The organism is Pedobacter antarcticus (genome assembly GCF_900112985.1).
GTDB lineage: Bacteria > Bacteroidota > Bacteroidia > Sphingobacteriales > Sphingobacteriaceae > Pedobacter > Pedobacter antarcticus.
The window spans coordinates 139469-165640 of sequence record NZ_FONS01000002.1 but is presented as its reverse complement, the minus strand read 5'-3'; the positions used below and the strand labels follow the sequence as shown (position 1 = coordinate 165640).

Here is a 26172-nt window from a genome sequence, read left to right as displayed (position 1 = left end):
GTTATTAAAAAGTATATGCTTCCCTTTAGGGTTTGTTGCCTTGATCAGAGGCTTCTAATAGAATTTTTTTAAGATTGTGCTGGTTTAGCCGTAGTTGAAAAGTAGTATCTCAGCTTCAGATTGAAGGATCTGCTTGGTTTCTGCAGTTTAAAATTATCGTATAAAATCGCGTCGGTCAGATTGAGACATTCCACTGCAACATTATATTTTCCGCCCTTCACAGTATAGACCATACTGGCATCATGCGCCCATTGAACCGGTATGTCTAGCTTCGTATTTTTAGAGCCCTGACTAGGCCAGAATAGATAAAATCTATTTACATACATTAAGTTATAAGTTATAGATAAACGATTTCCTTTTTGAAAAACATTATTAAAATATAGGCTGGAAGACGCATTACCAAACAAATAAGGCGTATTTGGGATACGGTCACCATAGACTACGCTTGGCACCTTCGAACGTTCGCCGGAAGGCAAAGTCTCAAATTCCGTATCATTTCTCAGATTTTGGTAAGTAAAACTAGTATTGATACTGAACCGGTCCCGGTAGGCATAACGGAGTTCTGCATCTACCCCCCTGTTCTTTACATTTGACTCATTTGTGCTCATCTGAATATACTCCCCATTTGTACCTCCAGGTAGTAGTAAAGAGCGGATATAATCCTTCGCATTTCGATAGACAAAACTCGCCTGTAAAGACACGAAATGGTCCTGATTAAAAGTTTGCTGATAAGTCGCGCCAAGATTAATATTCTGGCTGCTTTCCGGCCGCAGGTTACTATTTCCGCGCTCGTTGACCATGTCGCCAAACAATTCCGTGTTTTCCGGCAACCTGTAAGCCCTTTCATAAGAGCCCTTCAACTGCAGTTCCGGCCAGAGAAAGTAAGTTCCCGCAAAACCATAACCCGATTTAGAAAAGTTGCCCTTACGAATATGAATCTCATGCTCCATCTGCCCCGTCTCCCGGTTAAATTCACTGGTAGCATCATAACTTACGTTTTGCTGATAATAATGCTTTAAAAACGCTGTAGCGTTGAATCTTTCACTAAATTCCGCCCTGTAACCCAGACCTGTAATGTATTTCCTGGTGATTTTTGGTTGACGGTCGAATATATTATCCGGATCGAGCCTGTTTTTACCCTTGCGGTTAAATGTGCTGAAAAGCTCATTCAGGGAAAAAGAATGCTTTTCATTCAACTGATAATTCAAAGCCGCATTCACAACACCGTTGTTATTTCTAAACTTATAATCTGTATAACTGCTCTCACCTCCCGGACGGTCTGGATTAGCTGGATCTTTAAAAACAAATGTTCCGTCCCAGGTATAACGTTTATATGCTGTATCCACACTCCTTTCCTCTCCGAAATTGAAGTTCCCGTTCAGACGCAGATCCAGACCTTTAGTAAATAAGTTCCTTTTAGTGTATTGGATTGCCGGCTGCAACAGGTTTCCGGACCTCCATCTTGATCCGTAGACATCGTACATCCGGTTACCAGTTTGAATATCTGCACGGTTCTTTCCGAAAGTTCCCCCCAGCAAAAGCAGGTCAGCAAACTTCTTTCCCCTGAAACCCGCTTTAAGCACCACTGTCTCATTATGATAGCGATCATGAAACCGACGTACCCGGGCAGGATTATTTAAACCGGTTTCATGGTCTACCACATCTACGTTTACCCAATAATCATTGTCAGAATAATTCTGAAATGCATTGAGCTGTACAGTAAAACCAGAAGCGGCAGTATAACCTGCATTCACAGCAGATTTGTGCGTATTAAAGGATCCAAAAGAATAGGAAGCATCTATATAGGTCCCCGGGTTTGAATTCGTGACGATATTTACGGCGCCACCGAGCGCATCCCCACCCAGCCATACCGGAACCACACCTTTATAAACTTCGATGCGGTCAGCAAAGTTGACAGGGATATTGTTCAGCTGAAAAGACGACCCGAAGTTATCCATTGGTACCCCATCTAAGAAGAATTTGATCTGTTTTCCGGAAAAACCATTTAGACTAAACCGAAAATCGGAGCCCACCCCCCCGGACTCGCGAACTCTAGCGCCCGAAACCCTGTTTAGCACTTGCCCAATATCCATAGTCGTATTACTCAATGCCTTCGCATCAATGGAAACTACAGCATATGGTTGCTTATTAACTTGCTGGCTTTTGCTGAGGCCGAGTACTGAAACTTCGCGCATTTCACGCCCGCCCTCCTCGTCTAATGAGAAATTAATGGCAAGCTGCTGATCTGCTGCCAGGGTTAGCGTTCGATGGCTTTTGAGATAACTCATTGCCTGTACAACGACAGTGTATTCACCTGCCGGGAGTGCAGAAAAACTGAAACGACCCTGACTATCGGTAACTACCGTTCTCTGCAAAGGCAACAACCTTACAGTAACACCTGAAAGTGCCCCATTAATCGAATGGACGACCTTTCCGTGAATGGTTCCGCCACTCTGCGGAGTTGCATAAGTATGAAATAAAAGGGCGCATAGAATCCCCGTCAGAAAAATTTTCTTAATTTGCATTGCTTTTAAATGAATCTATAATTTGAAAGAACCCCTTGGGTTTAAAGCCGTACAGGTACGAACTGTACGGCTATTTTTGAAGAGCAGATGGATTTGTAAATATTTATATCATTAGATTTCCCTTTCTATAGCACTACCTGATCAGACAATAAGCATTGCACTGTACCGGCGTTCTATAATAAAGTATCATACCAGCCCTTTTACCCCCACGTCTATTTAGAACTATTTTAAATAGACGCAATGAACAGACCGATAACAGTCTGCTAAACAGACTCAATACCACAAAAAATAATAATAAATGATTACCTGACGGGTGAAAGGTTTAATGCAAAGTGTTAACGCGGATAGGTCTCCAGGCCCTTACGGATGAAATTTAGTGCCTTCGTTAACTGGTTTTCAACTGTTTTTTCCGAAATAAGCAGAGCTTTGGCGATCTCCTGGTTGTTCATACCTCTTTCACGGCTCAGTAAATAAACTTCTTTGCAGCGGCTTGGCAGAAGGGCGATCAGCTGATCGACATCTTCCTTTAAAAAACGGTACAGCACATCCTGTTCCGTATGATTGGCAGAATCCGGCTGTCTTGCTTTAATTTCTTCCATTTTACGGGAAGTCCTTAACTCATCACTATGCAGGCGGAAAACGCGGAAACGCACTGCCCTTACCAGATAGTTTAGAGCCGTACTTTCTGTCAATTCTAAACTTTCACGACGTTTCCAAACAGAAGTAAATACTTCCTGAACAACTCCTTCAGCCTGAAATCCATTCTCAGTATATTGCAAAGCAAGCTGATACAGCTTTTTCCAATGGCTTTCATAAAGCTTGAAAAAAGACTGCTCATCAATTTGTATACGTTTGGTTGAAGGATCAGTGCTCAATTTTACGTGATTAGTCAAATGCCAAAGGTAGCACAATTTAGAACCATTCAAAATTATTTGCAATTACCCTTGAGAACAAATCGAAATAATTATCCATAAATTCACGGCTTATCATTCCGGTCCTTACTATGGAGAACAGAAGAGAATTCATTAAAAAAGCAGGTTTATTAAGTGCGGCTTTAGGCGTATCAGGCTTGATTCCACCGGCAATACAGAAAGCAATGGCCATTAATCCCGCTTTAGGCAGCAGTTACCTGGATGCAGAACATATCGTGCTGCTTATGCAGGAAAACCGCTCCTTTGATCATACTTTCGGTACACTGCGTGGCGTCCGCGGTTTTCAGGACCCCAGAGCCATCCGCCTTTCCAATGATTATCCTGTATGGCTGCAGCGTAATAAAAAAGGGGAAACCTATGCCCCTTTCAGACTTAACCTCAATGATACCAATGCGACCTGGATGAACTCGTTACCACATTCCTGGGATAACCAGGTAGATGCAAGAAATAAAGGCAGGTACGACGGCTGGCTGGACGCCAAAAGATCTGGTAATGAAGCTTATGCAGATATGCCACTAACGATGGGATATTATAACAGAGAGGATATCCCGTTCTACTACGCTCTGGCAGATGCATTTACTGTCTGTGATCATAGCTTTTGTTCCTCACTTACAGGAACCAGCCCTAACCGATCTTTTTTCTGGACAGGAAAAATCAAACAGCAGCAGGATGAAGATTCGGTCGCACATGTATCCAATGATCAGATCGACATACCGGAACATAATACCTGGAAAACGTTCCCCGAAAGATTATCTGCAGCGGGAATTGATTGGAAAATTTATCAGAATGAAATTAGTATAGGAGCGGGGCTCAGCGATGAAGAAGAAGAATGGCTGGCTAATTTCACCGATAACAGTCTGGAATTCTTTCAACAATACAAAGTGACTTGCCACCCAGAATACCTGAAATCCCTGGATCTGAAGATCCGTAAAATGGAACAAAAACCCGTAGGTGAACGGACAGAAAAAGACCTTAAAAATCTCGAAAACTGGAAAGACGCTTTTAAGAAGGCTGCAGAAAACCCTTTATCGGCTCAAGATGCTAAAACTCAAGATCTCCATCGCAGAGCGTTCGTAACTAACAGGAACGACCCCAATTACCATAAACTTGAAACCATTAGCTATGACGCAGATGGAAAGGAGGTTAGTGCACAAATACCTAAAGGAGACGTGCTGCATCAGTTCAGGAAAGACACAGATTCAGGTAAACTGCCGGCGGTATCCTGGCTGGTTGCACCCTGTAATTTCTCCGACCACCCGAGTGCCCCCTGGTATGGCGCATGGTATGTGTCCGAAGTTCTGGACATCCTGACTAAAAATCCTGAAGTTTGGAAGAAGACGGTTTTTATACTCACTTACGACGAAAATGACGGCTATTTTGATCATCTGCCACCAGTAGTTGCGCCAAATCCGAAAGATCCTGAAACAGGACTGGTGTCTCCGGGACTGGACATCCGGGCAGAATATGTTTATGCGGGCCAAAGCAGCCGGGAGAGCCCGGTCGGATTAGGTTTCCGGGTACCAACTGTAATTGTATCTCCATGGAGCAGGGGAGGTTATGTGAATTCACAGGTTTATGACCATACCTCAAGCCTCCAGTTTCTGGAGAAGTTCCTGAGTCATAAAACCGGAAAACCCATCAGAGAAGAGAATATAACCAGCTGGAGACGCAGCCTTTGCGGAGACTATAGCTCGGTATTCAGACCCTATAACGGAGAAAAGATTTCATTCCCTGAAGCGCTCGCCCGTGTTCCTTATCTGGAACATATTCACAGCGCACAATTTAAACCGCTCCCTAAAGGGTATCACAACCTGAATAGGGAAGAGATCACTCAGGCCTTAAAGAACCCGCAGAAGAGCCCGTTTATGCCCGGACAGGAGCTAGGAAACCGCCCTGCCAATGCACTCCCTTATGAATTATATGCAAATTCTTCCTTTGATAAAGAGAAAAAAGAAATCGGAATCCAATTCAAATCGGGTCATGAGTTTTTCGGTATGGCATCCAGTGGCGCAGGATTTACCGTTTACGGACTGGAAAAAACCTGGTCATTTACCGCAGCAGCAGGGGATAGTCTGGAATATAAATGGCCACTTAGCCTGTTCCCGGAACAGCATTATCAGCTGGAAGTAAACGGAGTGAACGGTTTCTACCGTGCATATCGGGGCACCGCACAGGATCCCGATGTGACTGTGCAGCTGGAATATACGCAGAATAGCTCTGGTACACCTGATGGAAATATCCTCCTGGTAATTAGGCGCCAAAAGGGAAATGCCCCCCTTCATTTTAAAGTCGCACATCAAGCTTATTATACACAAGTCGCTGAGCTGAGATTAAATGCGGGAGACAAAGAAAAAGCATTGGTTCTGGACCTGAAAGAAAGCTATTCATGGTACGATTTTATACTTTCAGAACTGACTCATCCGGAGTTTAGCCAGCATTTTGCAGGACACGTAGAAAACGGAAAAGAAAGCAGCAGCGATCCACAGATCGGTGCTGCTTAAATAATATTTTTCCTGCCTGATAATAAAGCTTATAAGAAATAACTGACTGGGTTTGTACTATGCGTCGTCTTGCGGGCAGAAAGCCCTGGGAAACGCGTTAAAATAAGATCCCTAAGCAGATCACTGGTAAATTGCTCACTTTCAAAGTGCCCTATATCAGTGATCATTATTTTCCCATCAGCATCAAAGAATTCATGGTATTTAAAATCTGCGGTAATAAATGCATCAGCACCCGCGGCAATAGCCTGCTGCAGTAAGAAACTTCCAGATCCACCGCAAACGGCAACCTTCTTAATTTTCTTTCCGGTTGGGCGTGTATGACGGATCACTTCAGTCTGCATGCGTTCCTTTACCAGATTCATAAAATCGGCGGCATCCATTTCCTGCTCCAGCCAGCCGCACATTCCTGTCCCTACAGTTTCCAGGCTGTTTTCCAATGCATAAATATCGTAAGCGACCTCTTCATATGGATGGTTTTCCAGCAGAGCCAGTAAAACTTTACGTTCCAGCTGAACAGGGAATATCGTCTCTATTCTTATTTCTTGTTCCCGATGAGCTATGCCCGGGCTACCGGCAAATGGAGAAGTATGTAAGCCCGGTAAAAAAGTTCCGGTTCCACTCGCATTAAAACTAACCTCTTCATAATCTCCGATGTTCCCTGCGCCTGCAGCAAACAAAGCAGCACGGAGAGTTTCAGCCTGTGCTACAGGGCAAAAAGTAACTAATTTTTTAAGGATGCCTTTTCTTGGCACCAGGATTTTGGGCCTTTGCAAACCGAGTCTGTTGCAGATCATCCCATTTACGCCTCCCTGAACGCTATCCAGATTGGTATGTGCAGCATACAGGGCGATCCCATTTTTAATAGCCTTAAGCAAAGTCCGTTCTACGTAATTACCACCGGTCAGTCTTTTCAATCCTTTGAACACAAGGGGATGATGGGTAAGAATTACGTTGCAACGGTTTATTATGGCCTCTTCAACAATAGCCTCCGTACAATCCAAAGCTATCAGTACGCCTGTAATTTCAAGTTCCGGATCTCCGCAAAGCAGGCCTGAATTATCATAATCTTCCTGATAATTCAGCGGAGCAAATTCTTCCAGGTATCTGGTCAGTTCAGCTAATTTCATAAGGTAAAGATACGATGCCTGCTTAATATTGCATAGATGAGCCTATTTTTACAAGCTGAAGGCTTTCAAACACCATTCGCTCATTATATTCTATGGCCAACCGCTTATGGTTAACCAGGTCGATAATCGTACCGATTGCACATAGTCCGTAAGTGAAAAAGTATAAGATTCCCATTCCGATCTGATTAACCAGGAATCGGGATAAGCCAGGCACAAAAAAGCCTAATACGCAGTAAAGCAGCATATCATCGGGATTTCTCCGTTTGCTTTGGTAGATCATCAGAAATCCATTCAACTCTCTCTCATTTAAACCTGTAGTCGCACTTCTCAGGTATGAAAATTCCTGTGGTGAGATGCCCGGAAGCATCATAAATGGTGAATTATACATTCTCTCCTCCTTTAACAATCAATTTTTTCCATTCGGCTTTAGCCAGTACATAAATCCTGCCGATTATAATCACAATCGCAGGCGCCCCCATCCAGTGCTGCTTAAAGCCGTCCCGCCATTCTCCTTGAAGAAAAAGCGTTATAGACCTGCCAAGTCCACATCCCGGGCACCATTCCAAACCAGCTGCTGCCAGTGGGCAAAGGGAAAAATGATTCCCCTGGTGTGGATAAACCGGTTGTGCTGCGGCAAGTAAAAGCATGGCGGTAATCCAGAAGACCAATTCAATTGGTATCCGGCTCATCCATTGCGCCTTAGCAGTTTTAAATTTTAGAGTCATAAAAGCAGGCATTGTTACATATTAGCAAATCATAAATATTACCTTTACTTCGTGAACATTCGTGACCTGATCAACAGATACAAAACTGATGAGCGCATCGAAGCGCTGGCAAAGGCCCTGAACGGGGGTAAAGGTAACAAATTGCAATTAAAGGGGCTGGTAGGTTCTGCAGATGCCACCGTAGCGGCAGCCACCTACATGCTTATGCATCAACCTCAGCTTTTTATTCTGCCGGACCGGGAAGAAGCTGCCTATTTTATGTCCGACCTGGAAAGTATCCTCGAAAAGGAAATTCTGCTTTTTCCTTCGTCCTTTCGAAAAGCATTTGATTTTACTCAGGTAGATACAGCTAATGTACTGGCCAGGGCAGAAGTCCTCAATGAACTGAACCATAATTCATCGTATGGCAAAATTGTCGTCAGTTACCCGGAAGCACTTGCCGAAAAGGTTATTGACAGAACAGTACTCGAAAAAAACACGCTGGAAATTACCCTGGGCATTAAACTAGGCATAGATTTTATCAATGAGTTTCTGATAGATTATGAGTTTGAGCGTACAGCTTTTGTATACGAACCCGGACAATTCTCTATCAGGGGCGGTATTGTAGATATTTTCTCTTTTTCCCATGACTTGCCATACCGGATAGAGTTTTTTGGTGATGAAGTGGAGAGCATCCGGACCTTCGAACTGGAAAGTCAACTTTCAGTGGAGGATGTCAAATCATTAACCGTTATTCCTAATGTACAATCTAAATACCTGACAGAAAGCAATATCAGTCTGCTGGAATATATCGGTAGAGATACTCAGATCTGGATTAAAGACGTAGAATTTACGCTTGATATCATTAAGACGGGTTATAAAAAAGCAGTTCAGCTCTGGAAAGCACTGCCATTGAAAGAAAAACAGGATAATGATGCCTGGATAGATCCTAAATTTGGGTTTGCAGATGAAAAAATAACAGGGGATACGCTACATGATTTCGCGTTGGTGGAGTTTGGCAAACAATTCTTCTTCCAGACAGATCAGGTAATACAGTTTGATACCCGTCCGCAACCATCATTTAATAAAGATTTCAATCTCCTGATCCATAATTTCAGGGAGAATGAAAAAAATAATATTCATAATTTCATCTGCAGCTCTTCAACTAAGCAAACAGAAAGGTTATACGCCATTCTGGATGATATAGATAAGACAGCTAAGTTTGTTCCGGTTCACATCCAGCTTAGAGAGGGTTTTATAGATGCCCGACAACAGATTGCGCTCTATACCGACCACCAGATTTTCGATAGGTATTATAAATATAAACTGAAAAGGGGTTATCAGCGAAGCCAGGCAATTACCATGAAAGACCTGCGGGACCTTAAATCAGGTGACTTCGTTACCCATATCGATCATGGGATCGGAAAATATGCCGGCCTGGAAAAAGTAGAGGTGAACGGGAAGACACAGGAAATGATCAGGCTCATTTATGCCGATAACGACCTCCTGTATGTCAATATCAACTCCTTGAACAGGATTGCCAAATACAGCGGTAAAGACGGTACTGCCCCGAAAATGAATAAACTGGGTACAGAAGCCTGGGATAAGCTCAAAAAAACTACTAAAAAAAAAGTAAAGGATATAGCGAGGGACCTGATTAAGCTTTACGCCTTACGTAAATCTCAAGTCGGAACAGCATTCGATCCGGACAGCTATCTGGAAACGGAACTGGAAGCATCCTTCATTTACGAAGATACCCCGGATCAGGTAAAAGCCACTGCCGACGTTAAGAAAGACATGGAGGCTCCGCATCCAATGGACCGCCTGGTCTGTGGTGACGTAGGATTCGGGAAAACAGAAATTGCAATCCGTGCTGCTTTTAAAGCTGTTGCCAATGGAAAACAAGCCGCTGTATTGGTGCCAACGACCATTCTGGCGCTGCAGCATTTTAAAACATTTTCTTCCAGACTGAAAGAATTCCCCTGCAAAGTCGATTATATCAACCGTTTTAAGACAAGTAAACAGATTAAAGAGACGCTAAAGCAAGTAGAGGAAGGTAAAGTTGATATCGTTATAGGTACCCACAGATTGCTCAGTAAAGACGTGAAATTTAAGTCTTTGGGCATTATGATTATTGACGAGGAGCAAAAATTTGGTGTAACTGCCAAAGAGAAGTTGCGTGCACTGCGTGTCAACGTTGATACACTAACGCTTACTGCCACTCCGATACCAAGAACACTACATTTCTCCTTAATGGGCGCGAGAGACCTGAGTATTATGAGTACGCCACCACCTAACAGGCAGGCGGTAAACACAGAATTGCATGTATTCAACGATAAATTAATTCAGGAAGCTATCCAATTTGAGCTCGACAGGGGAGGTCAGGTGTTTTTTATTCATAACCGGGTTAATGATCTGACGCAATTAGGCGGTCTGATTCAGACCCTGGTCCCGAAAGCAAAAATTGGTATCGCTCACGGTCAGCTAGACGGAGATGCGCTGGAAGATGTGATGCTGGACTTCATTAACGGAGAAAAGGACGTACTTGTAGCCACAACTATTATTGAGGCCGGGCTGGATATTCCTAACGCCAATACGATTATCATTAACCACGCGCATATGTTTGGCCTGAGTGACCTGCATCAAATGCGCGGCAGGGTGGGGCGGTCCAATAAAAAGGCATTCTGCTACCTGTTGAGCCCACCTTTATCGACCTTAACTTCAGAGGCCCGTAAAAGACTCAGCGCAATAGAAGAATTTTCAGATCTGGGCAGCGGTTTTAATATTGCCATGCGTGATCTGGATATCCGTGGAAGCGGAAATCTGCTTGGCGCGGAGCAAAGTGGTTTTATTGCTGAAATAGGATTTGAAATGTATCACAAAATCCTTGATGAGGCTATTCAGGAACTGAAATCAGATGAGTTCAAAGAGCTTTTTAAAGAAGAAACCAATAAACCTTTTGTCACTTTTACACAAATGGATACAGATCTGGAGCTTTTCATTCCAGACGACTATGTAACCAATATTACAGAGCGTTATAACCTCTATACCGCTTTATCGAAGTTGGAAAATGAGGCTGAACTTAAAGCCTTTGAAAGCTCGCTAAAGGATCGTTTCGGCACTGTTCCGAAGCCTGTAAAAACCATGCTCAATGTACTCCGTTTACAATGGGCGGCTAAAAGACTGAGTTTTGAAAAACTAAGTTTTAAAAAAGGTATTTTAAGGGGCTATTTCATTGCCGATAAACAATCAAATTTCTTTGATTCCACACAATTTCACAAGATCCTGCAGTTTGCGCAGCAGCATCCGGGAATGTGTAATCTTAAAGAAGTTAAAAATACACTGAGGATTGCATTTGAGAATCTGGATAGTGTGGACGATGCCATTGCTATGCTGGAAATGGTTGCCAATTAAAATATATGAATCCTGAAATACTGAATAAATTAATTAGTCAGACAATGCCTTTCGGCAAATATAAGGGCAAGCTATATTGTGACCTGCCAGAATCCTACCTGGTTTGGTTCCATCAGCAAGGCTTTCCCGAAGGGAAACTCGGTGAACTGCTTGGTACGATGTATGAAATTAGGCTGAATGGGCTTGAATACCTTTTACAGGAACTTAAAAAAAGACGTTAATTACAATAAAAAAGGCGCTCCCTGAGTTAAGGAGCGCCTTTTTTGTAAAATATGTTTATCGTGCCAGACCAGCCTTAAAGATACAGCTGGTTAAATAACAGTTTGAAAGTACCATGAGTCTGGGCACGGAAAGTAATCTCCGGACCGAAAGCCAATAATTTACCCTGGCCGACTTTTGCCTCAAAGGCAGTAACGCCATCCTGCAAATAAGCCTGTCCCCAGGCCCAGCCGCTTCTTAGAGGTGCAGGATTACCAAACCAGGCTAATGGCTTAATCTGACCGCCCGAAATAGCCTCAGGTGCGATTTTGAATACAGGGCTATTATCAAAGTAAACGTCTGCAGCTTTATCCATACCCCAATTCGATGGGTTTGACTGATCAAAATCCGCACGGAGCACGCTGCCCGGAATATAATATTTCTCCGCAGGAAGTCTGCGTTCGGTACCAGCAGCAGTCATTTCAACCAAAGCATTCCTAACAGGAAGCCTTAAATGATAAGCCAGCGCAGTGCTACTACCGATAGTCACTACATGACCACCTTTTTCCATAAATGCACGTAAAGCCGGAACAGATTTTTCTACAGAAAGTTTTCCTGTCCTGTCTTTAAATTCATTCGGCAGGTTTTCTGGTTCGGGCATCTGATAACGATTTCCGCCACCATCATTTGCAGCAGCCGGAACCGCTCCGCCGACCAGTATCAGCACGTCATATTTACTGTTCAGATTTCCTTTATCTATCTCTTGTGGAAAAACAACCGTAGCCTGATAATGATACTGCTCCATTAGCCATCTGATCCATCCCGACGGCATAGAACCACCATAAGTATCCCACAATGCTATTCTTGATGGCTTAAGCCTAACCAGTTGCTGCGGTTTAGCCGCAGCCGGAACCAGCTGCAAACCTAATTTAGCAGCAGAAGATTTCAAAACCTCCAGCGATTTACCAGCTGCAGGCACATAGAAAGATCCGTCTGCTGTATTTCTGTGCACTTCTGCACCAGCTTTCAAAAGGTCATTAACTACTACATAAGAATCATTTACTGCTGCACTTAGCTGATATGCTTGTGCCTTAACCGGCTCAGTACTTTCTGCTTTCAGCAAAGCTCCGTTTGGTAATAGAGTAAAGGGTCCTTCAAGCTGATCTGCAATCCGGTCAAATTTTACGTTCATCAGATAAGCCAATGTCCAGCCTGCAGCATCATAAGGCGCCACAGGAGGGCCGCCAGCGTATTTAAAATCATTTGGGTGATCCTGAGGTTCAAACATATCCAGTACGTGCGGACGGAAAGCCTGATCGGTTTTGACTATATAAGACCCTTTTGGATAATTTTTACCATTTACTTTAAATGCAGCACTAGCCTGGTGTACATCTACACCCGTTCTGATCAAGGCATTCAAAAATTTTACTGCAGTGGTAATATCGGCCTGGTCAGCAGGGATAATATAGGCCCTTGCATCTTTTAGCTTCTGATCTTTCATCACGGCATCATAATATTTTACCGGTAAGCCACTGCGGTTTACAGTAGCCAGTGCCGGATCATTTTTAGCCGCATCATTGATCGCCTCCAGTTTTTTAGGAGAGAATGACCAGGTATCAGTACCGCCTTTACGAATAGAGTTACTAGCCATTTTGTAGGTATTGAAAAGAATTTCATCACTGTAACGGCGGGCATAACCTAATACTGCGTAATTCAGCGATACAGAATAATCTATAGACTGTTTAAAGTGCCATTTTTGCGGCTGTGCAGGATTAGGTGAATCACTGTTTGGTAATAAACGTGAAGGAACCAGCGGTATATCAGCTGGTGTCGGACCACCGATAATTTCAGTCAGCAAACCCACCATATTATGGAAGTAGGTTGTGGTACGCAGCCCGCCGTTGTACCAGGTAGAGAATACCGAGCCATTCCGCTGGGTATATCCGGGCTTATCTTCTGTATTCATGCGGTTATGCATTGCTGCACCGACAGCATCAATACTGGTCATTAAAAGAGGGTCGAAAACATAATTAAACGGATCACGGTAAGGCGGCCCTGCGACAACTGTCCCTGCAGGACCAGCTTGGTGGTGATTATACATGATCTGCGGCAGCCATTCTACAAAAAGCTGTCTGCCCATATTCTGTGTTTCTTTCATATTCAGCATGAAAAAATCACGGTTATTATCATGCCCTATATACTTTTGATAAAGTGTGGGAACCCCTGAAATTGTTCTTTTCAACGGGTCTTTATGGCGCATATACCAGTTACTGATCAGCTCCTGTCCGTCTGGATTGGCATGGGTCATTAATACAATTACATGATCCAGAATACCGGTAGTTTCTTCATCATTTCTGGATGTCAGCTGATAAGCGGTTTCAATGAGCTGATGTATTCCTACAGTCTCATTAGCATGCAGTCCGCCATCAATCCAGACCACCGCTTTACCTTCAGCGGCCAGTGATTTGGCCTGTTCAGAAGTCAGCCCCTTCCCGTGGGCCAGTTGTCTGGAAATCTGCTGATAGCGATCCAGATGTTTCATATTCTCGGGAGAGCTGATAATGAGCATAAATTGCGCTCTGCCTTCTTCGGTTAAACCGATATTAACCAGCTTAGTCCGGTTAGAGGCAGCAGCCAGTTTTTTAAAATAAGCCTCAGTCTGGGTGAACGTGGCAAGTTTGTAGTCTTCGCCGATTGGAAATCCAAAATGGGATGCCGGATCAGGAACTGTTTGTGCAATAGCGAAATGGCTACTGCAGATCAGTAAAAGACAACATAATGTTTTTTGGTAGTTTTTGAGCATATAAGGGCGTGTTTAGGTTCACCCAAATATAAAGCAGCAAAATGCTATTTACTTTCAAGACATTGATTTGTTACAGAGACTCTTTAAGATTTAATTTTAATTAAGAATGAGCCACAGATAAGCATATACAAGCGGCGCAGCTATCAGCAACCCATCAAAACGATCGAGTAATCCGCCGTGTCCAGGCAGCAACTGACCGGAATCTTTTGCACCTAAACTTCTTTTCAGCATAGATTCAACCAGATCGCCAAGTGTACCGAAACTCACGATGAGCACCGCCATACCAGCCCAGGAAGCAAAGGTCAGTTCAGTAAAATAAAGGGAAATTATAAAAGAAACCAGCACGCTGGTTAAAACACCGCCAAAAAATCCTTCCCAGGTCTTCTTAGGAGAATGCCTTTCAAATAATTTATGTTTCCCGAGTTTACGTCCAAAAAGGTATGCACCAGTATCACTTGCCCATAACATTAGCAGAAAAGCTAATGGAAAATGAAAGCTAAACTGCGTTTTACCCAGCAGGAAAGCCAGGGCATAAAAGAAACAAAAAGGTATAGTTACAAAGAAAAGTCCGCCAAAACCAAAAGCTATATTGCGGAACGGTTCCGGTTCATGCCTGTAGAGTTCTGTAAGAAAAAAGGCCGTGCATGCCGGTATAATCAACAGCAAATAACGCAGATCCAGGTCCAGCAGCATAAAACTTGCAAGCAATCCAAAAATAAGTACATGCGTAGTCAGACCTGTAAATTTCTGTACTTTGATTCCGGACGGTTCTATAAGAATGTAAAACTCGCGCAGTGCAAACACGCTCAGTAAGAGATAAAAAACCGTAAACGTCCAGGCACCCAGATAAAGAGATGCCAACATTACTATAGTAAAGAAAAATGCAGTTATTGCTCTGGTTTTCATTCCGTTTCTATAGATAAAATATAGGCCTCAGCTGCTGCCGAATCTACCTCGTTTACGAGTACTTCAGCTAAACCGAAAGCCTGGTAAGAAGAATCTTTTTTGTTTAAAACTACAGCCGGAATATCAATTGCTATCAGTCCTTGCTTTACTATTTCTGCTTCCAGTGCATTACCGGAAGTGAATACTTTTACCCAGTTATTGTCCATTATTTATTCTTTTATTTTTTAATACCATCAGGCATATCAGCGTCAAAAGTAAGCTTATCAGGTAACCATACCACTTAAAATTGAAATTATTATCTGCATTTTCTATAGGAAGATGCTTTACCTGCATATACCAGGCCATCGTAACTGCATAACCGTTATTCAGAAAATGCGCAAAAACGGCATACCAGATACTGCCTGTCCACCAATAAATATACCCGAACATTGCCCCTAATAATAACCTGGGCAGAAAGCCGAAAAACTGCATATGAATAGCGCTAAAAATAAATGCTGCCACCCAGATAGCGATATGCGGATTAGCAAACATGCGTTTAAATGAACGCTGTATTGCACCGCGGAATAAAAACTCTTCGCCGATAGCCGGCAAAAGTGCAATAACTACGAGATTAATAAAGTAATCGCCCACGTTATTGACTTTCAGAAATGCCAGTGTAAGCCTTGTCGCGTCATCTTCCTTAGCACGCATCCATTCTTCTATCGGCTTCAGCCACTCAGGGAGCACCATCTGTTGATTCCAGATTGCAAGCCATTCTATAACCGGCATCGAACAGGCCATCAGTGCAGCTACAATTAATAAACCTCTTGCACCCGGTTTTTCTAAACCAATAAGTTCCCTAATCTTTATATGCTCGAGTCTGGCGAGTAATAATGGCGGAACAAGGAATAAAAATATGGTTGTAAAAGCCTGACTAAGCTTAATTGCGCCAATATAAAGTTCAATTTCCTCGCCGCCACCTTGCATCGCGGCAAATGCATTCCCACCATACAACGTATATAGCAGACCTATGGTTATAACGGAACTCAGCACCATACCCAGTAAAGCAAAACTGGTTAGCATAAGTAACTGTATATAAGGGCTCTTTTCTAGCCTTTCGTCTGGAATAAAATTCATTATTAAGGATTTTTGTACCTTTGTGGCTTAATTTTGGTTTGAAGATAGAAAAATGTCTGTAAAGATAGGAAATATAGACCTGGGCGAGTTCCCATTGTTACTTGCGCCCATGGAAGATGTAAGCGACCCGCCATTTCGTTTTGTATGTAAACAAAGCGGCGTAGACATGATGTATACGGAGTTTATCAGCTCTGAAGGTCTGATCAGAGATGCTGCGAAGAGCCGTCAGAAGCTTGATATTTTCGAATATGAAAGACCAATCGGGATTCAGATTTTTGGCTCCGAAATATCTTCCATGCAAGAGGCTACAGAAATTGCCACACTGGCAGGACCCGATTTAATCGATATCAATTATGGCTGTCCGGTTAAACAAGTTGCCTGTAAAGGTGCCGGTTCTGCATTATTACAAGATATTGACAAAATGGTCAGAATGACGGAGGCTGTTGTTAAATCTACACATCTTCCGGTAACGGTCAAGACCCGTCTAGGCTGGGATGACAATACTAAAAACGTCGATATCGTTGCCGAAAGACTTCAGGATATAGGAATTCAGGCCCTGACTATTCATGGAAGAACACGTTCACAAATGTATAAAGGTGTTGCGGACTGGACTATGATCCGGGAAATCAAAAGAAACCCTAGAATCAAGATTCCTATTTTTGGAAATGGTGACATAGACAGCCCCGAAAAGGCAATGGACTGGCGTATGGAATACGAAGTTGACGGTATAATGATCGGAAGAGCAGCTATCGGCTACCCCTGGATCTTCCGTGAAGTAAGTCATTATTTCAAGACTGGAGAGAAATTAGCCGGCCCCAGCGTTTTAGAAAGGGTTGAAGTATGCAGAACGCATTTAGATAAATCTATTGCCTGGAAAGGCCCGAAAGTGGGCATATTTGAGATGAGAAGGCATTATGCTAATTATTTTAAAGGGCTCCCGGACTTTAAAAACTACCGGATGCTGCTTGTAAAAGAGGACAATATCGAGACTATACATGAAATTCTGGACGAAGTGGCATACCATTATCAGCATATCATTCCTCAGGATGAAATGGCCTGATATTTGAAAAAGAACTGGCATTAAAGGTTAAGTGATGGTTACAGCAATAACAGAGGGAATAAAAATATCAGTAGTTACAATTTATCAGGAAGAGTATTCTAATCCCGACAAGGAACATTATATGTTCGCCTACCAGATTACGATAGAAAATCTTACTGATTATACTATTCAACTAATGAGAAGACAATGGTTTATCTTTGATTCCAACGGATCCAGAAGAGAGGTTGAAGGAGAAGGTGTGGTTGGTCTTCAACCGGTTATTAATCCGGGTGATACGTATTCTTATGTGTCAGGTTGTAACCTGTCCAGCGATATTGGCACTATGTCCGGAAATTACCAAATGTACCGCAGCGCAGACGAAAGTTCATTCCTGGTCGATATACCTGAATTTGAATTGATTGTCCCATACCGTTTAAATTAACAGACGGTTTTAATCCCTGTTTCTTCCGAAAAGCATCGCTGCATAGTATAGCAGATTTGCCAAAGCACCCAGCGCGGCCACTACGTAAGTCATTGCTGCCCACCAAAGTGCATCTTTAGCCTGCGCATTTTCCTGTTGTGTCTGCATAATTCCGTAATTATTTTTAAGCCAGTTTAATGCCCTGGTACTGGCATCAAACTCCACAGGAAGCGTAATAAAGCTGAAAATGGTAATTAGGGCCAGACCTAAGACTCCGATTGCCAGAACTACCGGATTACCGGTAAAACCGATAAGCAATACGCCAATAATCAGAACCCATTGCAATAAATTCGACGATATACTCACCACTGGCACCATAGTAGAACGTAATTGCAGCCATCGATAAGCAGTAGCATGCTGCACAGCATGACCACATTCATGTGCAGCAACTGCCGCAGCAGCTATACTGCGCCCATGATAGACATCAGTACTTAAATTAACAGTTTTATCTGCAGGATTATAATGATCTGTCAGTTGCCCCTCAACACTGATCACACTGACATCATAAACACCATTATCCCTCAGCATTTTTTCTGCTACTTCTTTACCGGAAATGCCCGAACTCAACTGAATTTCAGCATATTTAGCAAACTTATTTCTAAATTTCCATTGTACAAACATGCTGATCAGCAGCATCGGAATAATCAAAATCAAATAGGCTTCCATCTTTTTATTTAGTGCTTCAATTCCTAATCAAAAACTGTACCTATAATATAGAAAGCTCTGATTTTTTAAAACCACTTTACTAACTTATTTGTGAAAACAAATTTAAATACAGATTTTTGATAAAAATATTAGCAATGGATATACTCATTATAGCTTTACTCGCCGCTGTGCTTCTCGTTTTATTTTTCCTGCTTTTTAAAAAAGCCCCTGCTGATAATCACACTACCGGAATGCTCGAACTTAAAGAGCAGGAACATCAGAAAACTTTGAATTTTTATCAGGATGAAAAGCAAAAACTGGAAGATGAAATCAATGATTTGAGGTTAGGTTATATGGCCGAAAGAAGTCGTGCAGTAAAAGCAGAAGAAATGCTCAGTGCTCAATTGGATAAACAGCAGGAACAACAAAAATATATCCTGGAGCTGCAGGAAAAATTCAAACTGGAATTTGAACAGGTGGCCAGCAGAATACTTGAAGAAAAAACAATTCGTTTCAATGCCCATAACCAGGCTAGCATGGACCTTATTTTAAGCCCGCTGAAGCAGAATATAAAGGCTTTTGAGGAAAAGGTCGATAAGGTATATAAAGCTGAATCAGACGAGCGGAATATACTAAAAGGTGTTATTTCACAGCTTATGGACCAGAGTAAACAGATACAGGAAGATGCAACTAATCTGACCAGAGCTTTAAAAGGAGACCAGAAAAAACAAGGTAACTGGGGAGAAGTTATTTTAGAGCGCGTACTGGAACGATCCGGTCTGGTCAGGGATTCCGAGTACAGGATTCAGTCCAGCTTCGTTACAGCCGCTGGAAATAGGGTACAACCTGATGTTATCATCGACCTTCCGGAAGACAAACATATTGTAGTTGATGCAAAAGTATCTCTTGTTGCTTATGAAAAATATGCAAACGCAGAAACTGAAGAAGAGAAGGAATTATATATAAGACAACACCTGCAGTCCCTTCGTAATCATATTCAGGAACTCAGCGGGAAAAATTATCAGGCTTTATACCAGATCAATTCACCAGATTTTGTCCTTCTTTTTCTACCTATAGAATCCTCTTTCGGATTGGCTGTACAAAAGGATGCCGAATTATTCAGCTATGCCTGGGATCGCAAAGTTGTAATCGTCAGTCCCACCACCTTACTCGCAACGCTTAGGACTGTTTCCAGTATATGGAAACAAGAAAGACAGAATCGTAACGTGTTGGAAATAGCACGTTTAAGCGGAAGTTTATATGATAAATTTGTCGGTTTCTTAACGGATATGGAAAGTATCGGCCGTAATATCAGGCAGAGTCATGAAGCATATGATAAGGCGATGAATAAGCTCAGTACAGGTGCAGGAAACCTGGCAAATACTGCCGATAAAATTAAAAAGCTGGGTGCAAAAACAACGAAGCAGATTGATCGTAAATTTTTAGACCCAGCCTTGACTGATCCGGATATTTTATAACCTTATCAATTTTTATTTATTTTTTGAAAGCGCTCCATCCCTGTGCTTTCAATTCATGGACCACATTAGATTTAGATACCATTCTGCAACCTGAAGCCTGATCCGTAATGTGACCAATAATAGAGATATCCACGTCATGTTTTAAACGGTCATAATCGGCCTGTTTAATAGTAAACAGCAGCTCATAATCTTCACCACCATTTAAAGCACAGACAGTTGGATCAATTCCCAGCTCACGTGCAGTCTCATAAGTCATCGGATCAATTGGTATCTTTTCTTCATAGATTGTGCAACCTTTTTCTGATTGTTTACAAATATGCATCAGTTCAGAAGCAAGTCCATCGGAAACATCAATCATAGAAGTCGGAACAATTTTCATTTGTGCTAACAGATCTACAATATCTCTTCTTCCTTCTGGCTTTAGCTGTCTTTCTATAATATAATCCTTTCCTTCCAGGTCTGGTTGGATTTTAGGGTTTTCCAGAAAAATCTGCTTTTCACGTTCCAGAATCTGAAGCCCTACATAAGCCCCGCCAAGGTCACCGGATACACAGATCAGATCGCCTTCATTAGCACCATTACGATAAACTACATCTCCTGCTGCGGCATATCCAATGCTGGTTACACTAATTACTAATCCCTGCTTGCTACTAGAAGTATCACCGCCAATCAAATCAATATTAAATTGATTGCAAGCCAGTTCCACACCTTTATAAATCTCTTCCACAGCTTCCAGAGGAAACTTGCTTGACAGGCCTATAGAAAATGTAATCTGTGCTGCAATGCCATTCATCGCGTAAATATCGCTCAGATTAACCTGAACAGCCTTGTAGCCTAAATGCATTAAAGGCACATAAGCAAGATCAAAATGCACTCCCTCAAGCAGCAGATCAGTTGAGATCAATACTTGTCTATCCGGAGAATTTAATACAGCTGCATCATCACCAATCCCCTTTACGCTGGTCTCATGTCTGATCTTAAAATTGGTAGTCAGATGGTCTATTAAACCAAATTCACCAAGCTCAGCCAGATCAGTACGTTCCTTATTTTCAAACATGTTATTTTTATAAAAAAACTATAATTCAAGGTTTTATAAACCCAGTTTAGCTGAAATATCCAGCATTCTTTCTATCGGTTTACGTGCTTCCCTGATAATATTTTCAGGTACTGTTACCTCAGGTAATCCATTTTTTATACACAGGTATAATTTTTCCAGTGTATTTCTTTTCATGTACGGGCAATCATTGCAGGCACAATTATTATTCGGTGGTGCAGGTATAAATGTTTTACCCGGATTGGCCTTCTCCATCTGGTGAATAATACCACTTTCGGTCGCTACAATAAACTCTTTAGCATCACTTTTAATCGAATAATTCAGTAATCCTGTAGTAGAACCAATATAATCTGCCATTTCCAGCACACTTTCCTCGCATTCCGGATGCGCAATAAATTTAGCTTCCGGATGGCGATTTTTGAGCTTTGTAATTTTCTCCCTTGAAAAGATTTCGTGCACCATACATGCACCGTTCCAAAGTACTAAATCACGACCTGTTTTTTTTGCCACCCAGGCACCCAAATTTTTATCAGGCCCAAAAATAATCTTCTGATCTTTTGGTAAACTTTCTACAATTTGAACAGCATTTGTGGATGTGCATACAATGTCACTCATCGCCTTTAATTCTGCTGTACAATTCACGTAAGTGATTACCAGATGATCCGGATATTTCTCTTTAAACTTTTTAAACAAATGTGGAGGACAGCTGTCGGCCAGAGAGCAACCTGCCTTTATGTCAGGTAATAAAACTTTCTTTTCGGGCGACAAAATCTTCGCAGTTTCTGCCATAAAATGTACGCCGGCAAAAACTATGACATCTGCATCAGTTCTGGCAGCTTCCTGAGAAAGGCCCAAACTGTCTCCAATATAATCGGCAACATCCTGAATATCAGGTTCTTGATAGTAATGCGCTAAAATAATAGCATTTTTCTCTTTTTTCAGTTTTTCAATTTCTGCAAAAAGATCAAGTGTTGGGTCGATACTTTCTTCTACAAATCCTCTTCGGTTTAATTCTTCTAAGGTATCCATTTTCAACGTTTCAATAATTAATAATTATTTAATATAAATAGACTTCTATTGTTTATTAGTGTGTTAGTAATGTTTGTAACTCCCTCTTTATAATTCGTCAAATTGACTTGTTCAAGTTTTATCCACAAAAAAGGTTAATTCTTTTCACAAATATCCGCTGATTTACAACCTTATAATTTTTATAATTAAAAGTTATCCATATCTGGATGTTTATTAATAGAGGTGTGGGAAAAAGTTAATAACTCCTGCAAAGTTGCTTAAAAATAACTTAAAATATTGTGTCTAATTCTCATTTTAGCTTAGCTTTAAACATTCTTAAATAGTTCCTCTATTTCTATCGACAAGTAATTAACATTTTTTTAACGTTGTTAACAAGAGGGCTGAATTTGCATATTTTAATGAGAAAAGTTGATTTTTTAGTGATTGGGTCGGGTATAGCGGGGTTGAGCTTCGCTTTAAAGGCCGCGAAACATGGAAAAGTTTTGATTGTGACTAAATCAAACGAGGATGAATCCAATACCAAATATGCGCAGGGTGGAGTTGCGGTAGTTGTTAACAAAGATGACTCATTTGACAAACATATAGAGGATACGCTGATTGCCGGCGATGGTTTATGCGACCCTAAAATTGTTGAAATTGTAGTCAAAGAGGGGCCACAGCGTATCCAGGAGATCATTGATTACGGAATTAATTTCGACAAGGATCAGTCCGGCGTTTATGACCTTGCAAAAGAAGGCGGCCATTCTGCACATCGTGTATTACATTATAAAGATGTAACCGGTTATGAAATCGAGAGCGTTTTATTGCGTCAGATTCATGAAAATCCAAACATAGAGATATTAACACATTACTTTTGTTTGGAGTTAATTACCCAACATCACCTCGGAGAGTTTGTTGACAAAAGCACTAAAGTTATCAACTGTTTCGGTATATATGCCTTTAACACAGAGCTTAACGATGTGGAGAAGATCTTAGCAAAGGTCACTGTGATGGCTTCCGGCGGGGCTGGGCACGTCTATTCGAGTACGACAAATCCCGTTATTGCTACCGGAGACGGAATGGCAATGGTGTACCGCGCAAAAGGCAAATTGAGGAATATGGAGTTTATTCAGTTTCATCCGACGGCTCTGTATAACCCTGGAGAGTATCCTTCGTTTTTAATTTCTGAAGCTGTAAGAGGGTTTGGCGGAGTCTTGAAGCGTAAGAATGGAGAGGAATTTATGCTGGAATACGATTCCAGGGGCTCACTAGCTCCGCGGGATATTGTAGCGAGAGCAATTGATTCAGAGATGAAAAAATCAGGTGAAGATTTTGTTTATCTTGATATCAGGCACCGTAACAAAGCTGACATTCTGACACATTTTCCTAATATTTATGCGAAATGTTTATCCATCGGGATTGACATGACTAATGATATGATTCCGGTTACCCCAGCTGCACATTATATGTGTGGTGGTATTTTGGTGGATGAAAATGGGAGGTCGACTATTCAGAATTTATATGCTTGCGGGGAATGTTCTTCTACAGGTTTACACGGCGCTAACCGCCTTGCTTCGAATTCGCTTTTGGAAGCTCCGGTGTTCGCCCATCGAATTTATCTGGATGCGATTGCTACTTTCGATAAACACGAGATTCCTGATCAGATTCCAGAATGGAATGACGATGGGGTCGTTCAATCCGACGAAGATATTCTGGTAACTCATAATCTGAGGGAAACGCAAAAGTTGATGAGTGATTATGTGGGAATTGTGCGTTCTGATTTCCGCCTGGATCGTGCAATGCGCAGATTGTTTTTATTACATGAAGAAACGGAAGCTTTTTATAAAGCAAATAAAGTTTCTGTAAAACTCTGTGAACTGCGTAATGTGATTCAGACTGCGTTCGTTGTAATCAAAGCTGCGAAAGCAAGAAAAGAGAGTAGGGGTTTACATTTTACAACAGATTATCCGCAGCATGCAGCTGAAATATCGGATACTATTTTTTAATATTTCTTATCCGGTTAATTTATAAATATGGCAGTTATACTACCTGTTTTAGGTCAGCATCCTGAGTGGGGAGCAGATTGTTTTATCGCACCAAATGCAACGATTGTTGGTGCAGTCAGAATGGGTTTTGGCTGTTCAGTTTGGTTTAATGCCGTTATTCGTGGAGATGTCAATTCTATTACTATAGGTAATGAGAGTAATATACAGGACGGAGCAGTGATTCATGCTACTTATCAAAAGGCAGCTACGGTAATTGGAAACCGGGTGTCTGTCGGACATAATGCAATTGTACATGGCTGTACATTAAAGGATCATATCCTGGTTGGTATGGGCGCTATTATAATGGATGACGCCGTAGTGGAGGATTATTGTATTATCGCTGCAGGCAGCGTAGTTTTAAGCGGTATGCTTTGTGAAAGCGGTTATCTGTATGCCGGTACTCCGGCAAAAAAAATAAAGCCCGTTACTGAAGAGCAACGGGCTTTATTAAATCAGCTTCCGGATAATTATATCCTTTATTCCAGCTGGTTTAAGAGTTAATTTTCTTTGGGCAGGGTGATAGTTTCATTCCTGTCCCAATTCGCTCTTATACTCAATTCTTTTGGCTCGTGGAAGATCTTTTCCGGGTATATTCCTTTCTTATAATTTCCGGTATCCCATTTGCCATTCTTATTTGTATCGTAGACTATCTGGATAAAATATTTACCGGCACGGTAATTCGTAAAACTCACTGTAGTATCCTGGTTTACAGTTAACCTGGAAACGACGTTTTTACTTTCATTAGTGATTTCCAGCAGATACTGTTTATTTGGTTCCGGAGTGAGAATTTTAACTTTCAGCGTTCCGTAATCATCTTTTTTGGCGAGTTCAAACTTCTTCGTGAAAATCTTGCTTCTGGTATCAAAACCCGAAGCAAATGCACCCGTGTCTGCTTTAATTTCATAAATCCTTCCAGCTCTCCAAGGGTAAATAAATTTATAAGCCAGGAAATTTGAACTGTCCTTTTCTAGTTTAAAATCAGTTTTTTTGACCGAATCTTCTGTTAACGTTATTTTCGCCGGGTTTACTGATTCTATTGGAAATCCGAAAGTAAATATCAGCGGATGATTAGGATTAAGGAGATTTCCCTCAAGATTATCTGCGGCGATTAAACTTCGGGTATAGGTTTCCCGCTTTCCACGGTTGAAATTAATCGTTTGCAATAGCTGACCGCCATTGGTGATACTAACTTTGGCAGAATCAAAACTGAGATCCGTTAACCATACTTTTACCGAATCTCCTGTACTGCTGAATTTGTATTTTTTATTGGCATCCAGATTCGCAGGTTCGATAACGGTTAAGCCCGGGTGGTCCAGCTGCTGGTTAAAATTCATGGTAATCGTACCATCGGTATTTAACCGGCGGTCTACCACACGGAATGTTTCTGCAACTTCTTTAAATACCAGCATATTTACCTGTTGGGTGTCTTTGGTCAATACAATTGGATCTTTTACAAAGCCGACCTCATCCGTACTCTGCTGATAAATTTTGTCACTGCTCTGCTCTTTTAGTGCATACATATGATATTTTCCTTCCCGCAGATTGGATATTTTATAATTACCGCTACTATCTGTCAGTGCGTATATAGAAGCTTTCTTTTTTTCAAATAGGGTATCTCTGCCGAAAGGAATTAAAATTGCTGCTGCTTCGATTTCTGGCTTACCTGTTTGCGCATTCCTGATATTTCCAGATATAGTCAACGAGTCCAATTCCGGACCGGTAGAAAAAACGTAACTGAAATTTTTGAGTGAGTTACCTTCATTTACGTCGACAATTGATTTGCCGAAGTTTAACGTATAGGTTGTGTTGCTTTCCAGGGTATCGGTAAATTCAATTTCCAATATTTTTCCTTTAACCCGTAGGGTAGGGAGGATCTCGATATCCGGAGAAATAGAAAATTGCTTGAACTGATCATTTAGTTTGAAATATTCGTCAAATGTGATCAGTACTTTTTTAGTGGCAAAATTGCGGGTCAGATTTTCTGGCAGCATGTTCAGCACTTTTGGAGGAATAGAATCTTTCGGGCCTCCTTGTGGACCCGGTCCTATGCTCGCGCAGGACACCATCAGAGAGATTGCTAAAACAAGGCAGCATAAACTCATGGCGAAAGATAGTAGTCTGTTTTTAGTCATTTACAGGCGATATAAGAGATTCACGGATGTTTTTAATGATTATGTCTTGGAAATTTAGAAAATG

General features: G+C 41.7%; 21 protein-coding genes. 8 read left to right on the top strand and 13 right to left on the bottom strand.

Annotated features, from left to right (window positions below):
• Positions 1-68 precede the first annotated feature (68 nt).
• On the bottom strand, positions 69-2525 hold the full coding sequence (locus BM192_RS05755) for a TonB-dependent receptor (RefSeq protein ID WP_037441149.1): 2457 nt from the start codon (positions 2523-2525) through the stop codon (positions 69-71).
• Between the two features lie 335 nt (positions 2526-2860).
• Positions 2861-3400, bottom strand: coding sequence for an RNA polymerase sigma-70 factor (locus tag BM192_RS05750; protein WP_037441151.1), 540 nt, complete (start codon positions 3398-3400; stop codon positions 2861-2863).
• A gap of 128 nt (positions 3401-3528) precedes the next feature.
• Between BM192_RS05750 and BM192_RS05745 the strand changes: the two genes are divergently transcribed.
• Positions 3529-5958, top strand: a complete 2430-nt coding sequence (locus tag BM192_RS05745) for a phosphocholine-specific phospholipase C (protein ID WP_074963920.1) — start codon at positions 3529-3531, stop codon at positions 5956-5958.
• A gap of 29 nt (positions 5959-5987) precedes the next feature.
• Here BM192_RS05745 and BM192_RS05740 read toward each other — a convergent pair whose 3' ends face one another.
• Genes BM192_RS05740 through BM192_RS05730 form a run of 3 tightly spaced genes read right to left on the bottom strand, consistent with a single transcriptional unit; the run spans position 5988 to position 7810 of the window.
• Complete coding sequence (locus BM192_RS05740; RefSeq protein ID WP_037441154.1) at positions 5988-7085, bottom strand: Nif3-like dinuclear metal center hexameric protein; 1098 nt, start codon at positions 7083-7085, stop codon at positions 5988-5990.
• A 22-nt stretch (positions 7086-7107) separates the two neighbouring features.
• Positions 7108-7473, bottom strand: coding sequence for a TM2 domain-containing protein (locus BM192_RS05735; protein WP_037441157.1), 366 nt, complete (start codon positions 7471-7473; stop codon positions 7108-7110).
• Positions 7466-7810, bottom strand: coding sequence for a DUF2752 domain-containing protein (locus tag BM192_RS05730; protein ID WP_070808206.1), 345 nt, complete (start codon positions 7808-7810; stop codon positions 7466-7468). Before BM192_RS05730 ends, BM192_RS05735 begins: the two co-directional genes overlap by 8 nt.
• Before the next feature lie 51 nt (positions 7811-7861).
• Here BM192_RS05730 and mfd point away from each other — a divergent pair, with 51 nt between their 5' ends.
• The gene (gene mfd / locus BM192_RS05725; protein WP_074591672.1) at positions 7862-11203 is read left to right on the top strand and encodes a transcription-repair coupling factor; all 3342 of its coding nucleotides are present in this window, start codon (positions 7862-7864) and stop codon (positions 11201-11203) included.
• A gap of 5 nt (positions 11204-11208) precedes the next feature.
• A complete protein-coding gene (locus tag BM192_RS05720; RefSeq protein WP_037441159.1) occupies positions 11209-11424 on the top strand; it encodes a DUF3820 family protein in 216 nt (71 codons plus the stop codon).
• Between the two features lie 74 nt (positions 11425-11498).
• Here BM192_RS05720 and BM192_RS05715 read toward each other — a convergent pair whose 3' ends face one another.
• From BM192_RS05715 to BM192_RS05700, 4 genes are all read right to left on the bottom strand, one after another.
• The gene (locus BM192_RS05715; protein WP_037441162.1) at positions 11499-14204 is read right to left on the bottom strand and encodes a M14 family metallopeptidase; all 2706 of its coding nucleotides are present in this window, start codon (positions 14202-14204) and stop codon (positions 11499-11501) included.
• A 96-nt stretch (positions 14205-14300) separates the two neighbouring features.
• Positions 14301-15110, bottom strand: a complete 810-nt coding sequence (locus BM192_RS05710) for a phosphatidate cytidylyltransferase (RefSeq protein WP_037441165.1) — start codon at positions 15108-15110, stop codon at positions 14301-14303.
• A complete protein-coding gene (locus tag BM192_RS05705) occupies positions 15107-15316 on the bottom strand; it encodes a putative signal transducing protein (protein WP_037441167.1) in 210 nt (69 codons plus the stop codon). Before BM192_RS05705 ends, BM192_RS05710 begins: the two co-directional genes overlap by 4 nt.
• A complete protein-coding gene (locus BM192_RS05700; protein ID WP_051759906.1) occupies positions 15306-16226 on the bottom strand; it encodes a CPBP family intramembrane glutamic endopeptidase in 921 nt (306 codons plus the stop codon). The genes BM192_RS05705 and BM192_RS05700 overlap by 11 nt, the downstream gene beginning before the upstream one ends.
• Before the next feature lie 52 nt (positions 16227-16278).
• Here BM192_RS05700 and dusB point away from each other — a divergent pair, with 52 nt between their 5' ends.
• Positions 16279-17286 carry a tRNA dihydrouridine synthase DusB gene (gene dusB / locus BM192_RS05695; protein WP_037441168.1) on the top strand — a complete coding sequence of 336 codons (1008 nt, stop codon included), beginning with the start codon at positions 16279-16281 and terminating at the stop codon, positions 17284-17286.
• A gap of 34 nt (positions 17287-17320) precedes the next feature.
• The gene (gene apaG / locus BM192_RS05690) at positions 17321-17707 is read left to right on the top strand and encodes a Co2+/Mg2+ efflux protein ApaG (RefSeq protein WP_037441170.1); all 387 of its coding nucleotides are present in this window, start codon (positions 17321-17323) and stop codon (positions 17705-17707) included.
• A 9-nt stretch (positions 17708-17716) separates the two neighbouring features.
• Here the strand turns inward: apaG and BM192_RS05685 are convergent, their stop codons facing one another.
• Positions 17717-18412, bottom strand: coding sequence for a zinc metallopeptidase (locus BM192_RS05685; RefSeq protein ID WP_037441172.1), 696 nt, complete (start codon positions 18410-18412; stop codon positions 17717-17719).
• 134 nt (positions 18413-18546) lie between these two features.
• Between BM192_RS05685 and BM192_RS05680 the strand changes: the two genes are divergently transcribed.
• Positions 18547-19869: a DNA recombination protein RmuC gene (locus BM192_RS05680; RefSeq protein WP_037441174.1), complete on the top strand. Its 1323-nt coding sequence runs from the start codon at positions 18547-18549 to the stop codon at positions 19867-19869.
• Between the two features lie 16 nt (positions 19870-19885).
• Here the strand turns inward: BM192_RS05680 and thiL are convergent, their stop codons facing one another.
• Together thiL and nadA are read right to left on the bottom strand one after the other, a co-directional pair.
• The gene (thiL, locus tag BM192_RS05675) at positions 19886-20926 is read right to left on the bottom strand and encodes a thiamine-phosphate kinase (protein ID WP_074963919.1); all 1041 of its coding nucleotides are present in this window, start codon (positions 20924-20926) and stop codon (positions 19886-19888) included.
• 33 nt (positions 20927-20959) lie between these two features.
• A complete protein-coding gene (gene nadA, locus BM192_RS05670; protein ID WP_037441176.1) occupies positions 20960-21952 on the bottom strand; it encodes a quinolinate synthase NadA in 993 nt (330 codons plus the stop codon).
• 398 nt (positions 21953-22350) lie between these two features.
• On the opposite strand from nadA, the gene nadB reads away from it, so the two are divergent.
• Both nadB and BM192_RS05660 read left to right on the top strand, forming a co-directional pair.
• The gene (nadB, locus tag BM192_RS05665) at positions 22351-23937 is read left to right on the top strand and encodes an L-aspartate oxidase (protein WP_037441178.1); all 1587 of its coding nucleotides are present in this window, start codon (positions 22351-22353) and stop codon (positions 23935-23937) included.
• Between the two features lie 27 nt (positions 23938-23964).
• Complete coding sequence (locus BM192_RS05660) at positions 23965-24477, top strand: gamma carbonic anhydrase family protein (protein ID WP_074591678.1); 513 nt, start codon at positions 23965-23967, stop codon at positions 24475-24477.
• Here BM192_RS05660 and BM192_RS05655 read toward each other — a convergent pair.
• On the bottom strand, positions 24474-26108 hold the full coding sequence (locus BM192_RS05655) for an Ig-like domain-containing domain (protein WP_037441180.1): 1635 nt from the start codon (positions 26106-26108) through the stop codon (positions 24474-24476). The two genes, BM192_RS05660 and BM192_RS05655, sit on opposite strands and share 4 nt — an antisense overlap.
• Between the last annotated feature and the right edge of the window lie 64 nt (positions 26109-26172).